The following is a 13,410-nucleotide window of genomic DNA, read 5'->3' on the forward strand; positions in this document are numbered from 1 at the left end:
TGGGGGTGAGGGTCAGTGCAGGCCGCCGGCCGGGCCGTCATCAGACGGAACCCGGCACGATGGCGACGCTCACGGCGGCTCGTCCAGGACGAGCGCCGGCGTTCAGGCGAGGAAGGTTTTTGGCGGCCGCTCGAGCGGCTGCGGCGTCTGCTCGGGCGCGTCGATGGCGCGGAGCGTGGGGGTGGCGTCGCGCAGGTCCTGCGCGGCGAGCATCAGCGGCGCGATCGGCATCGCGGCGCCGATGCAGCACTGCAGGCAGATGCCGCAGTGGTGATCGGTGGCGGCATCCCCGCCGTCATCGTGCGGCGCAGCGGCGTCCGTCGGCGACAGGTCCGTCGAGGCCCCGTCATGGCCGCCGTGCGTCATGCCGCCCATGCCGGTCCCGTCGTGGCCCATCGCGCCCATGTGCATGGCGCCCATGTCCATGCCGGCCATCTCATGGCAATCGGTGGGCATCGTCGCGACGCCGCCGCCGCCGTGCGCGGACATCAGCGCCATGCCGATGCCCATCGTGGCCGCGAGCGCCCCCTGCAGCGGCAGGGTCAGGGCCAGGACGGCCAGCACCAGCCAGCGGCTCCAGAGGAGCCGGCGCGGACCGGTGGCGTTCAAACGGGACATGGGGCCGGAGTGTAGGCGAGGCGAGGCCCGGGCGCTCATCTCGGCCCTGGCGGCCACAGGGCCTCCCGACCTCCCGGCTCAGTCCTCGTTCTTGAAGACCAGCTTGACCTCGTGCGTCTCCTTCTGGCCGCTGGGCTCGAACTTCCAGTCCATCAGCGCGCGGGTGACGGCCTTGTCGAAGACCTTGCGCGGCTCGGCCTCCAGGATCTCGACGCCCGAGACCTTGCCGTCCGGCTCGATGTTCATCTTGGCGCGCACCGAGCCCTGCGAGATCGACTGGCGGGCGGCTTCGGCCGGAAACTCCGGCGGCACCTTCTTGACGATCTTCGGCGTGGCATGGGCGCCGGCGGCCAGGACCAGCGCGGCGGCCAGGCCCAGCAGGCTGCGGGAAACGGTGGGGATCAGGTTCTTGCTCATCTTGGGACCTCGTACGTCTTGGGTGAGGAAAGCGGGATTTCCGGTAGGAACTGGGCGACTCGCGCAGCCGGGACTTCAGGTCGCGGAGCGGGCGGTGCTGAAGAAGCCCACGGCCTGCACCAGGCGCGAGCTGCTGTCGCGCAGCGAGTCGGTGGAGCGGGTCAGTTCGTCGACCAGCGTGGTGTTCTGCTGCGTCGCGCGGTCCAGCTCGTTCATCGCGTTGTTCACGACGCCGACGCCGGCCGCCTGCTCCTGGGCCGAATGCGAGATCTCCTCGATCAGCTGGCCCATGTTGTTGACCTCGTCCACCACCGAGCGGATCGTCGCGCCGGCGTTGTTGACCAGCGCCGTGCCGTTCTCGACCTTGACGGACGATTCCTGGATCAGGACCTTGATCTCCTTGGCGGCCTGCGCCGAGCGCGAGGCCAGCGCCCGCACTTCCGACGCGACCACCGCGAAGCCCTTGCCGTGCTCGCCGGCACGGGCCGCTTCCACCGCGGCGTTCAGCGCCAGGATGTTGGTCTGGAAGGCGATGCCGTCGATGACGCCGATGATGTCGCCGATCTTGCGCGAGCTCGCGCTGATCTCCTCCATCGTCGAGACGACCTGGCTCACCACCGTGCCGCCGGCCGAGGCCGACTGGCGCGCCTTGCTGGCGATGCTGGCGGCCTTGCGGGTCAGCTCGCTGGCGCCGTTCAGGTTGGAGGCGATCTGCTCCACCGACGCGGCGGTGTTCTGCAGGCTCTCGGCGGAACGCGCGGTGCGGTCCGACAGGTCGACGTTGCTGCCGGCGATCTCGTTGGAGTTCTGGGCCACCTCGCCCGCCGCGGCGCTCACGCTGGCCACCACGCCCGACAGCGCGGTCTGCATGTCGCGCATCGCGTGCAGCATCTGCGCCAGTTCGTCGGAGCCCTGCACGTCGATGTGCTGCGACAGGTCGCCCGAGCTGATCGCCTGCGCCGCGTCCTTGGCCTTGCGCGCCGGCACGATGATCGACCGCGCGATCGTCAGGCCGCCGACACCCCCGATGACCACGGCGATCACGACCAGCAGGCCGGTGATGACGATGGACTGGTTGGCCAGCTTCGCGCCGCCTTCGGCCAGCGCGCGGCCACCGGCGAACTGCAGCTCGACCAGGCTCTTGAGCGTGTCCTGGTAATCCTTCTGCGCCGGACGCACATCCTTGATCAGGGCCTCGCGGGCCTCGTCCGGGCTGCCGTCCTGCTGCACCGTCAGGAACTTGGACACGGCGGCGGCGAACCTTGTCTGGTGCTCGCGCACCTTGGCCACGACTTCCTTGTCCTCCTTGACATCGGCGACCTTGGCCTCGAGCTCGGCCAACTGCTTCTGGCCCTCCTCGAGCGCGGCGGCGATGTCGTTCTTCTGGCGCTTGATCGCGTTGGCCGTGTCCAGCAGCAGCAGGTCGCGGGAGGCGCGCGCGATGATGTTGACGTCGCTCTCCAGCGTGTTGGCCAGGGCGATCTTCACGAGGCTGGAGTCGGCCGTCGTGCTCAGGTCATGGGAGAGGCGGCTGGCGTTGTGGGCGCCGAAAGCGCCGATCACGATCAGCAGCAGGATCAGCAGCGCATAGCTCAGCGTCAGGCGCTGGCCGATGCGCAGGCGGGATAGAAACGACATCGATTCCCTCGCAACGATTCAGTTGTTGTTGATTGGCCGGACAGCGCGGGCACGTCGGCGCTCGTGGCGTCGTCGCTGCGGTCCGACCATCGGATTCGGCGCGATCATCGTTGGACTTGATCCGGGGCATCGATGCCGGTTCCGAGGGCCCGTGAATTCTGACGCGGCACTTGCAACTGAATGCAAACGGCGTTTTCACTGGCTCGGTAGAAGCCCTAATGCGGCGCTCGGCGCGGTTTCATGATTCCTGCACATTCCTTCGCGAGTCGCCCGCGTCGCGCCCGTATCCGCGCCGTAACCGCCTCGCGGCCAGCGCGCCTCGTCGCATCGAGGGTCAGGGCTTGCCGCTCTCCGGCAGCGGCAGGAGGGTCAGGGCTTGTCGGGCGCGGATGACGCCGACGGCGCGGCCGCCACGTCCTCGCGATCCAGCTCGACACGGTTGCGCCCGCCCTGCTTGGCGCGGTACATCGCGGCGTCGGCGCGACGCAGCGGGTCCTCGACGCCGGCGTCGTCGCCCCGCAGCAAGGTCACCCCGATGCTGACGGTGTACGAGATCGACGCCGCGCCGCCGTCCTTCGCGTCGAGCGCCACCGGCGTCGCGGCGATGCGCTCGCGCAGGCGCTCGGCGAAGCGGCGCGCGCCGGCCAGGTCAGTGTGGGCGAGCCCGATGACGAACTCCTCGCCGCCGAAGCGCCCCGGCAGGTCGACGTCCCGCGAGGCGTCCTTCAGCACCTGCGCCAGGGCGCGGATCACCGCGTCGCCGGCGGCATGGCCGTGGTGGTCGTTGACCTGCTTGAAGTGGTCGATGTCAAGCATCAGCAGCGCGGACGGCGTGCGGTAGCGCCGCACCGTGCGCAGCAGCGCGCGCAGGCCCTCCTCGGTCGCCATCCGATTGGCCAGCCCCGTGAGGCCGTCGGTGCGCGAGCGCTGCTCGAGTTCCGCGTTGACCTTGGCGAGCTGGGTCACCAGCGCCTCGGTCGAGCGCAGCCAGCGCGACAGCGCCTGGTACCCGAACTGCGCCACGAACAGCACGATCAGTGTGAACACCCAGAAGAACACCCAGGCGGTGCTGAGCATCACCCGCGACGCTTCCTCCAGCCGGCGCCAGTCCCCGCTCGCCAGCGCGGCGCGCAGCTGCAGCGATCCCAGGCCCAGGCTCACCAGCCCATAGCCCTGCACCGCCAGCACGATCGCGAACAGCAGGCCCAGGCCCATCGCGCGGCGGCCGCTGGGCGGCGGCGTGAACAGCGCCGGCCGGCGCGCGATCCAGCGCGAGAGCCGCGGCCAGCTCAGCGCCATCAGTGGCCCGCCGAGCAGCACGCTCTGCAGGAAGGCGCCCAGCCACCAGCCCTGCCAGATCGGCAACTGGCGCTCGGCGGCGAGGTCGTGGTTGAAATTCCAGATCAGCGCGCCGGCGGAGCTGAACACCGCGCCGACGAAACACAGCGGCACGAAGAACAGCCAGGCTCTGAGGCTGCGCAGCCCGCGCGCCGCGCCGACGGCCCGGTAGCCCAGCGCCAGCACGCCCAGCCCGAGCGGATTGGCGCAGGCGAAGACCGCCGCCCAGCCCGGCGCCATGCCGGCGTCGACCGCCAGCACGAAGGTGGCCGCCCAGGCGGGCACCGCGCCCCAGCGCCAGCCGAAGCACAGCGTCCACCACAGGCACAGCGGGATCGGCGGGTAGAAGGTCAGGAAGGCGACCGCGCCGCCCAGGTCGACGGGAATCCCGGACCAGCCCTCGCGGACCGTGAGCAGGCCCAGCACGACGCAGGCGACGACGGTCGCCAGCCAGCCGCCCAGCAGCCAGCGCCGCTCGACCGCCCGGCCCTCGCGCCACAGCGCCCGGACCGACAGGCTGCCCGGCGTGTCGGGCATCAGGTCGGCCAGGCGCTGCAGCGGCTCCATTCAGCCCCCCGGCGGGGTCGGACGGGTCCGCGCGCCGAAGATCGCCGAGCCCACGCGCACCATCGTGGCGCCTTCCAGGATCGCGGCGTCCATGTCGGCGCTCATGCCCATGCTCAGGGTGTCCAGGCTCAGCCCGAGGTCCCGGTTGAGCGCGGCCAGCAGCCCGGCCAGCGCCCGGTGCGGAACCCGCTGCGCCTCCAGCGTGGCGGCCGGCTCCGGGATCGCCATCAGGCCGCGCAGCCGCAGCCTCGGCAGCGCGGCGACCGCGCGCGCCACCTCGGCCACCTCGGCCGGCGCCAGGCCGCTCTTGGACGCCTCGCCGCTGATGTTGACCTGCAGGCAGACGTCCAGCGGCGGGAGCGCCGCCGGCCGCTGCTCGGCCAGCCGCTGGGCGATCTTGAGCCGGTCGACGCTGTGCACCCAGTCGAAGCGCTCCGCCACCACCCGCGTCTTGTTGCTCTGCAGCGGCCCGATCAGGTGCCACTCGACGCGCTCGCGCAGGTCGGCCAGCGCATCGATCTTGTCGACGGCCTCCTGCACGTAGTTCTCACCGAAGCGGCACTCGCCGGCCTCGAACGCTTCTCTCACATCCGAAGCCGGGAAAGTCTTTGTTACCACCAGCAGCGTGACGCTGTGCACGGGCCGCGACGCCTGCAGGCAAGCCCTCTCAATGCGGCCATGGAGCTGTTGTATGTTCTCGGAGATCGTCGCCATAATCGCCAACGCTTTTCCCTATCCCATGGACATCACCCAACTGCTGGCATTCTCGGTCAAGAACAAGGCCTCCGACCTTCACTTGTCCGCTGGTCTGCCCCCCATGATCCGCGTCCATGGCGACGTGCGCCGCATCAACGTCGAGGCCCTCGAGCACCGCCAGGTGCACGACATGGTCTACGACATCATGAGCGACGCCCAGCGCAAGACCTACGAGGAGACGCTGGAGTGCGACTTCTCGTTCGAGATCCAGGGCCTGGCGCGCTTCCGCGTCAACGCGTTCAACCAGAACCGCGGCGCCGGCGCCGTGTTCCGGACCATCCCGAGCAAGATCCTGACGCTGGAGCAGCTCAACTGCCCCAAGGTCTTCGCGGACCTGGCGATGAAGCCGCGCGGCATGGTGCTGGTCACCGGCCCGACCGGCTCGGGCAAGTCGACGACGCTGGCCGCGATGATCAACCACCTCAACGAGAACGAGTACGGTCACATCCTGACCGTCGAGGACCCGATCGAGTTCGTGCACGAGTCCAAGAAGTGCCTGGTCAACCAGCGCGAGGTGGGCCCGCACACGATGAGCTTCTCCAACGCGCTGCGCTCGGCGCTGCGCGAGGACCCGGACTGCATCCTGGTGGGCGAAATGCGCGACCTGGAAACCATCCGCCTGGCGCTGACCGCCGCGGAGACGGGCCACCTGGTCTTCGGCACGCTGCACACCTCCTCGGCCGCCAAGACGGTGGACCGGATCGTGGACGTGTTCCCCGCGGCGGAGAAGGAAATGGTCCGCGCGATGCTGTCGGAATCGCTGCAGGCGGTGATCTCGCAGACGCTGTGCAAGACCAAGGACGGCAACGGCCGGCTGGCGGCGCACGAGATCATGCTGGGCACCTCGGCGATCCGGAACCTGATCCGCGAGAACAAGATCGCGCAGATGTACTCCTCGATCCAGACCGGCAACAACCTGGGCATGCAGACGCTGGACCAGAACCTCACCGACCTGGTCCGCCGCAACATGATCAGCCCGGCCGAGGCCCGGCTGAAGGCCAAGTTCCCCGAGAACTTCCCCGGCTGACCCGCCCCCCAACGACAAACACGACCGGGACCCGGGCGACTGAGCGACGGCGCCCCGGCATAAGGACAGGACCTCGCCATGGAACGCGATCAGGCCACCAAGTTCATCAACGACCTGCTGCGCCTGATGGTGTCGCGCAAGGGCTCCGACCTGTTCCTGACGGCGGACTTCCCGCCCGCGGTCAAGGTCGACGGCAAGGTGACCAAGGTGTCGCCCCAGCCGCTGACCGGCCAGCACACGCTGCAGCTGGCGCGGGCCATCATGAACGACAAGCAGGCGGCCGATTTCGAGCGCACCAAGGAGTGCAACTTCGCGATCTCGCCGCAGGGCATCGGCCGCTTCCGCGTCAACGCCTACATCCAGCAGGGCCACGTGGCGCTGGTGCTGCGGACCATCCCCCAGACCCTGCCGACGATCGAATCGCTGGACCTGCCCGTGGTCCTGAAGGACGTCACCCAGACCAAGCGCGGCCTGGTGATCCTGGTGGGCGCCACCGGCTCGGGCAAGAGCACGACGCTGGCGGCGATGGTCGACCACCGCAACGAGACCACCTACGGCCACATCATCACGATCGAGGACCCGGTCGAGTTCGTCCACCCGCACAAGAACTGCATCGTCAGCCAGCGCGAGGTCGGCCTGGACACCGAAGGCTGGGAGCAGGCGCTGAAGAACACGCTGCGCCAGGCGCCGGACGTGATCCTGATGGGCGAGATCCGTGACCGCGAGACGATGGAGCACGCCGTCGCCTTCGCCGAGACCGGCCACCTGTGCATGGCCACGCTGCACGCCAACAGCGCCAACCAGGCGCTGGACCGGATCATCAACTTCTTCCCCGAAGAGCGCCGCGCCCAACTGCTGATGGACCTGTCGCTCAACCTGAAGGCGCTGGTCTCGCAGCGGCTGCTGCCGCGCCAGGAGGGCAAGGGCCGGATCGCCGCGGTCGAGATCCTGCTGAACACGCCGCTGATCAGCGACCTGATCTTCAAGGGCGAGGTGGGCGAGATCAAGGAAATCATGAAGCGCTCGCGCGAGCTCGGCATGCAGACCTTCGACCAGGCGCTGTTCGACCTCTATGAATTCGGCAAGGTCACCTACGAGGACGCGCTGCGCAATGCCGACTCGGTCAACGACCTGCGGCTGCAGATCAAGCTCAACAGCGAGCGGGCGCGCAGCGGCGACCTGGCGTCGGGCACCGAACACCTGACCATCGTCTGAGCGCGCGGGAGGGACACAATCGGCGGGTCTTCATCCACCCACCGACAGGTTCCTCCATGAGCAGCATCGGCCAGCGTTCCTACGACTCCCTCCCTCCCCTGCGCGTCGCCTTCCTCGGCCTCGGCGTCATGGGCTTCCCGATGGCGGGCCATCTCGCCAGGGCCGGGCATGGGGTCGTCGCCTACAACCGGTCGCCCGCGAAGGCGCAGGCCTGGGTCGCCGAGTTCGGCGGGCAGTCGGCCGCGACGCCGCGTGAGGCGGCCCAGGGCGCCGACATCGTCTTCTGCTGCGTCGGCAACGACGCCGACCTGCGCTCGGTCGTGCTGGGCACCGACGGCGCCTTCGCCGGCATGAAGCCCGGCGCGGTCCTCGTCGACCACACCACCGCCTCGGCGGAAGTCGCCCGCGAGCTCGCGGCCGAAGCGACGCGACAGGGCCTGCACTTCATCGACGCCCCCGTCTCCGGCGGCCAGGCCGGCGCAGTGAACGGCGCGCTGACCGTCATGTGCGGCGGCGACGAGGCGGTCTTCGGGCGCATCCAGCCGGTCGCGATGCACTTCGCCAAGGCGGTGACCCGCGTGGGCGAGGCCGGCGCCGGCCAGCTCGCGAAGATGGTCAACCAGATCTGCATCGCCGGCATCGTCCAGGGCCTGTCCGAGGCGATCGCCTTCGGCCAGAAGAGCGGCCTGCCGATGCCGCTGGTGCTCGAGGTCATCGGCAAGGGCGCCGCCCAGAGCTGGCAGATGGACAACCGCGGCAAGACCATGGTCGAGGACAAGTTCGACTTCGGCTTCGCCGTGGACTGGATGCGCAAGGACCTCGGGCTGGTGCTCGACGAGGCGCGCCGCAACGGCGCGCGCCTGCCGCTGACCGCCCTGGTGGACCAGTTCTATGCCGACGTGCAGGCCGAGGGCGGCGGCCGCCTCGACACCTCCAGCCTGATCAAGCGCCTGCGCTGAAGCGCGCCCGGCGCCGGTTGCGGGCGCGGCGCGCCTAGGCTTCGCCCAGCGCGCGGGCGACCAGTTCCACCTGCTCCAGCTGATGGATGGCGTGCGAGGAGGTGGCGCCCGAGCCGTTCGGCCGGCGCGCCACGCAGCGCAGCCGCGCATGCGGCGGCAGCAGCTCATCCATCTGCTCGCGGATGAAGGACCAGGCGCCCTGCTGCCGGTGCTCCTCCTGCACCCAAGTGATTTCCACCAGCGCCGGATACCGCGCCAGCAAGGCCTCCAGCGCCTGCGCCGGGAACGGATAGAACTGCTCGATCCGCGCCACCGCCAGGTCCGCCCGCGCGACCGAGCGCCGCCCGCGGTCCAGGTCGTAATAGACCTTGCCGCTGCACAGCAGCAGGCGCTCGACCTGGCGCGGGTCCTCGACCGTCGTGTCGTCGATGACCGTCTGGAAGCTGCCCCCGGTGAGTTCCTCGATCCCGGCGTGCGAGGCCTTCTCCCAATAGAGCGTGCCCTTGGGCGACATCACGATCAGCGGCTTGCGCAGCGTGTCGAAGGCCTGCCGGCGCAGCAGGTGGAACCACTGCGCCGCCGTCGACGGGCAGGCCACGCGCAGGTTGTCCTCGCCGCACAGCTGCAGGAAGCGGCTCAGGTAACCGCTCGAGTGGTCCGGCCCGATGCCCTCGTTGCCATGCGGCAGCAGCACCGCCAGCGAGGAGGTGTCGCCCCACTTCTCCTCGCCGGAGCTGATGTACTGGTCGACGAAGACCTGCGCGCCGTTGACGAAGTCGCCGAACTGCGCTTCCCACACCGTCAGCGTGCGCGCGGCGCCGACGCTGTAGCCGTACTCGAAGCCCAGCACCGCCTCCTCGGACAGCGGCGAGTTGTGGATGTCGAAGCGGCCGCTGGGGCCGTCGCCGGCCGCCACCTGGCGCAGCGGCACGAACTCCGCGGCCGTGCCGTCGCGCGCGCCGCCAGCCTCCTGCGAGGTCCAGACCGCCTGGCGGTGCAGGAAGGTGCCGCGGCGCACGTCCATGCCGGAGACCCGCACGTTCAGTCCGCCGCGCAGGATGGTGGCGTAGGCCAGGTTCTCGGCGAAGCACCAGTCGGCCCGCAGCGGCGGCTCGGCCAGCCCGGCCATGCGTCGCCAGTGGTCGACCAGCGTGCGCACCATCGCATGCGGCTCGAAGCCGTCGGGCAGGCTCGTCATCGGGTCGATCAGCGCCTGCACGCCGGCCGCGTCCAGGGCCGGCACCGTGCCCGGCCGGCGCAGCGGCGACGGCGTCTCGTCCTCGGCCGGCAGCGCGGGATCGGAGAAGGCCTGGTGGGCCCGCACCCGGCTACGCGTCACGTGCGAGGCCAGGTCGGTGTCGGGCGGCACGACGCGATCGGCGCGCAGCGCCGCGGCGTAGCGATCGACGATGGTCGGGTGCGACTGCGTCAGCGCATGGATGCGCGGCCGCGTCAGCGCCGGCACGTCGCTTTCCGAATGGCCGAGCCGGCGGTAGCCGATCAGGTCGATGACGATGTCGGAACCGAAGCGCGCGCGCCAGGCCATCGCGATCGCGGCGGCCCGCAGCGCCTGCTCGGGCTCGTCCGCGTTCACGCGCAGGACCGGCGCATCGATCATGCGGGTGACGTCGGTGCAGTACTGCGCGGGCCAGGCGCTCATCGGGTTGGGCTCGGTGAAGCCGACCTGGTTGTTGATGATCACGTGCACCGTGCCGCCGACGGTGTAACCCGGCTTGCCGCCCAGCATCAGCGTCTCCATCACCACGCCCTGCCCCGCGAAGGCGGCGTCGCCATGCAGCATCAGCGGCAGCACCAGGCGCCGGCCGTCCTGGTCGGCGCGCTCGCGGCTGAGCGCGTCCTGGCAGGCGCGCGCCAGGCCGGTCAGCACCGGATGCACGCTCTGCAGATGGGACGGGTTGTGCGCCAGCGTCAGCGTCAGGCGGCCGCGCGGCGTGTCCAGCTCGCGCTCGCCGCCCAGGTGATAGACCAGGTCGGTGTGGCGCTCCGGATGCGGCGACTTCGGATCGAAGTGGTCCAGCACCCGCGCCGGCGGGAAGCCCATCAGGTTGACCAGCACGTTGACCCGCCCGCGGTGCGGCATGCCCAGGAAGATCCGCCGCACGCCGTGGTCGGCCGCCTCGGCGCAGAGCGCGTCCAGCAGCGGGATCAGCGTCTCGTTGCCTTCCAGCGAGAAGCGCTTCGCATGCGGGAAGGCCTGGGCGACATGCTCCTCCCAGCCCTGCGCGCGGATCAGCCGGTCCAGCAGCGCGAGCCGCTCCGCGGCGCCGCCCGGCACCGGCGGCGAGGCCTCCATCTCGTGATGCAGCCAGTCGCGCCGCGACGCGTCGCGCACCGCGCTGGCGTCCAAGGCCAGGCCGCCGCAGTAGATGGCCTTGAGCGCGCGGTCCAGGTCACCGACGGTGCGCGCGCTCCACAGCGGCGCGCCGGCCGGCGACAGCCATTCGCCGGGCTGCAGGCCGAAGCACTGCGGATCGAGCAGCCCCGGATCGGCGGGCCTCGACACGCCCAGCGGGTCGAGCCGCGCGCTGCGGTGGCCGTCGCGGCGGTGCGCCTCGATGAAGGCCAGCACCTCGGGGCGCCAGCGCGCCGCGGCGGGCGGCGAGACCGGCGACGAAGCGGACGGTGCGGGGGAAAGGGATGCGGGCGCCGTCGCGCCCTCCTGGATCCTGTCGTTCATGCGGGTCGCTCCCTGGTGAGTCGACGAAGACGGCGCGGCGATGACAGTGCCGCGGGCACGGGGCGCGCCGGCGCTACAGCACGAAGGCGCGGACCGCGTTGTTCAGATGGGCGGCCTCGTCCTCCAGCGCCTTGGCCGAGGCGGTGCTCTGCTCGACCATCGCCGCGTTCTTCTGCGTGGTGTCGTCCATCTGCATGATGGCCATGTTGACCTGCTCGATGCCCATGCTCTGCTCGCGGCTGGAGGCGCTGATCTCGGCGACGACGCCGCTGACCTGCTGGATGCCGGTGACGACCTGGGTCATGGTAGCGCCGGCCTGCTCGACCAGCCGGCTGCCGGCGCCGACCTGCTCGGTGGACGCGACGATCAGGTCCTTGATCTCGCGCGCGGCACCGGCCGAGCGCTGCGCCAGCGCCCGGACCTCCGAGGCGACGACCGCGAAGCCGCGGCCGTGCTCGCCGGCCCGGGCGGCCTCGACCGCGGCGTTCAGCGCCAGGATGTTGGTCTGGAAGGCGATGCCGTCGATCGTGCCGATGATCTCGCCGATGCGCTGCGAGGACGCGGAGATCGAGCTCATCGTCGCGACCACCTCGCCCACCGCCTTGCCGCCCGCGCTCGCCACCTGCGACGCGGACGCGGCGCTGGCATTGGCCTGGTCGGCGTTGTCGGCGCTCATGCGCACCGCGGCGGTGAGCTGCTCCATCGCGGACGCCGTCTGCTGCAGCGCGCTGGCCTGGGCCTCGGTGCGCGCCGACAGGTCGGCGTTGCCCTGCGCCACCTCGCGGGCGGCGGCCGAGATCGTGTCCGCGCCCTGTCGCACCTCGGAGACGATCCGGTGCAGGCTGCGCACCATGTGCTGCAGCGCGGCGATCAGGCGGCCGATCTCGTCGCTGCTCTGCGGCAGCTCGCGGGGCGTGAGATCGCCCTTGGCGACGTCCTCCGCCAGCGCGATGGCGCCGTGGATGCGCTGCGTGATCGAGCGGGTGATGCTGTAGGCGGTGACCACGCCCAGCAGCACGGCGATCGCGGCCACCACGCTCATCCAGAGCTTGGAGCGCTGCGCGTCCGCCTTGGCCCGGGCGACGTCGTCGGCCATGGCCTTGGACTGGTACTCGACCATCTTGTCGATCAGCGCGTAGTAGCGCACCTGCAGCTGCGCCATGTCGCCCTGGTAGACGGCCATGGCCTCCTCGCGCTGGCCCGCGGCGATCAGGTCGAAGAGCTTGCGCACCGCCGCCCCGTAGGCTTTGCGGGCCTCCGACTGCTCGGCGAAGATCGCCTTGGCCTCGTCGGTGTTGAGCATCTTCTCGAAGCGCGCGAAGTTCTCGGTGTTGGCGGCGCGGACGAGGGCGTACTCGTCCATGTAGCGCTTGACCTGCGCGGGATCGGTGGCCATCAGCAGCCGGCCGATCACGATCACGCCGCGGTCGCCGACATTCTTGATGTCGTCGCTCACGGCGATCTGGGCGTAGCGGTCATCGACCACCCGGTCCATGGTGCCGCTGGTGCGATTGAGCACCGAAACGGCGACGGCCAGCACCAGCAGCAGCAAGGCGATCACGATCGCGAACGCGGCGGCCAGCCGCGTTCCGATCTTGAAGTTGGACAACGTCGGCATGTTCTTTTCTCCCTGAAAGCCCACGGTCAGTCCTGGACGGGGCAATGCGCGGGCCGGCAAGCGACCGGATGAACCGGCCCCGGACCCATGGGCGGAGCGGCGTGGGCAAGCAGGATGCCCACGGGCCGGCGGCCCGCGTCATTGCGCGCTTCGATTCGTCAGGAAGGGCCGGCGCGGCGCGCATGCCCCCGCCACAGGCGCCGCACGCGCCGAATTGGGGCCGGGCACGCGGCTTGGCGGAGTGGGCGACTCGCGTGTTTGCTCACGCTTGTTCCGCAAAGGTGGCGATGTACTGGCAGGCCACCCGGTCGGCGTGGGCGACGGCCTCGTCGGGTGACGGGAACTCGTCCTCCAGCTCATGCCAGGCGGTGACGCCCGGCCGGCCATCCTCTTCGCCCTTGACGACGAAGCGGCCCCGCCACGGCCCGGCGCCCTGCCCGAGCGTGTCGAGAACATAGGTGCGGCCTCTGTGCTGGCGGACGGAAGGCGTGGTCGTCATGGTCGGCAACGGTCGGACGGACGCTGGGATGCCGGGTCGACGGGCGCGAGGGGAGGCGCG

11 protein-coding genes are annotated in these 13,410 nt (G+C 70.5%); 3 read left to right on the forward strand and 8 right to left on the reverse strand.

Features of this window, described 5'->3' with window-relative positions; genetic code table 11:
- Positions 1 to 102: 102 nt before the first annotated feature.
- From BM393_RS14520 to BM393_RS14540, 5 genes are all read right to left on the reverse strand, one after another.
- On the reverse strand, positions 103 to 618 hold the full coding sequence (locus BM393_RS14520; protein ID WP_141225339.1) for a hypothetical protein: 516 nt from the start codon (positions 616 to 618) through the stop codon (positions 103 to 105).
- 78 nt (positions 619 to 696) lie between these two features.
- Positions 697 to 1,035, reverse strand: a complete 339-nt coding sequence (locus BM393_RS14525) for an energy transducer TonB (protein ID WP_091727391.1) — start codon at positions 1,033 to 1,035, stop codon at positions 697 to 699.
- Between the two features lie 75 nt (positions 1,036 to 1,110).
- Positions 1,111 to 2,673, reverse strand: coding sequence for a methyl-accepting chemotaxis protein (locus BM393_RS14530; protein WP_091727394.1), 1,563 nt, complete (start codon positions 2,671 to 2,673; stop codon positions 1,111 to 1,113).
- A gap of 369 nt (positions 2,674 to 3,042) precedes the next feature.
- Positions 3,043 to 4,578: a diguanylate cyclase gene (locus BM393_RS14535; RefSeq protein WP_091727398.1), complete on the reverse strand. Its 1,536-nt coding sequence runs from the start codon at positions 4,576 to 4,578 to the stop codon at positions 3,043 to 3,045.
- On the reverse strand, positions 4,579 to 5,292 hold the full coding sequence (locus BM393_RS14540) for a YggS family pyridoxal phosphate-dependent enzyme (RefSeq protein WP_091727402.1): 714 nt from the start codon (positions 5,290 to 5,292) through the stop codon (positions 4,579 to 4,581).
- A 25-nt stretch (positions 5,293 to 5,317) separates the two neighbouring features.
- On the opposite strand from BM393_RS14540, the gene BM393_RS14545 reads away from it, so the two are divergent.
- From BM393_RS14545 to BM393_RS14555, 3 genes are all read left to right on the forward strand, one after another.
- Entirely contained in the window at positions 5,318 to 6,361 is a 1,044-nt protein-coding gene (locus tag BM393_RS14545; protein ID WP_091731552.1) for a type IV pilus twitching motility protein PilT, read from the forward strand.
- A 78-nt stretch (positions 6,362 to 6,439) separates the two neighbouring features.
- Positions 6,440 to 7,576, forward strand: a complete 1,137-nt coding sequence (locus tag BM393_RS14550; RefSeq protein WP_091727406.1) for a PilT/PilU family type 4a pilus ATPase — start codon at positions 6,440 to 6,442, stop codon at positions 7,574 to 7,576.
- Between the two features lie 56 nt (positions 7,577 to 7,632).
- A complete protein-coding gene (locus BM393_RS14555) occupies positions 7,633 to 8,535 on the forward strand; it encodes an NAD(P)-dependent oxidoreductase (RefSeq protein WP_091727410.1) in 903 nt (300 codons plus the stop codon).
- Positions 8,536 to 8,569: 34 nt separating this feature from the next.
- On the opposite strand, the gene BM393_RS14560 is transcribed toward BM393_RS14555, so the two are convergent.
- The 3 genes from BM393_RS14560 to BM393_RS14570 form a co-directional block, all read right to left on the reverse strand.
- Positions 8,570 to 11,233, reverse strand: coding sequence for a 2-oxoglutarate dehydrogenase E1 component (locus tag BM393_RS14560; RefSeq protein WP_091727413.1), 2,664 nt, complete (start codon positions 11,231 to 11,233; stop codon positions 8,570 to 8,572).
- 73 nt (positions 11,234 to 11,306) lie between these two features.
- The gene (locus BM393_RS26380; RefSeq protein ID WP_091727417.1) at positions 11,307 to 12,851 is read right to left on the reverse strand and encodes a methyl-accepting chemotaxis protein; all 1,545 of its coding nucleotides are present in this window, start codon (positions 12,849 to 12,851) and stop codon (positions 11,307 to 11,309) included.
- Between the two features lie 262 nt (positions 12,852 to 13,113).
- Complete coding sequence (locus tag BM393_RS14570) at positions 13,114 to 13,350, reverse strand: hypothetical protein (protein ID WP_091727421.1); 237 nt, start codon at positions 13,348 to 13,350, stop codon at positions 13,114 to 13,116.
- Positions 13,351 to 13,410 lie beyond the last annotated feature (60 nt).

Source organism: Mitsuaria sp. PDC51, from assembly GCF_900113225.1.
Classification (GTDB): Bacteria; Pseudomonadota; Gammaproteobacteria; order Burkholderiales; family Burkholderiaceae_C; genus Roseateles.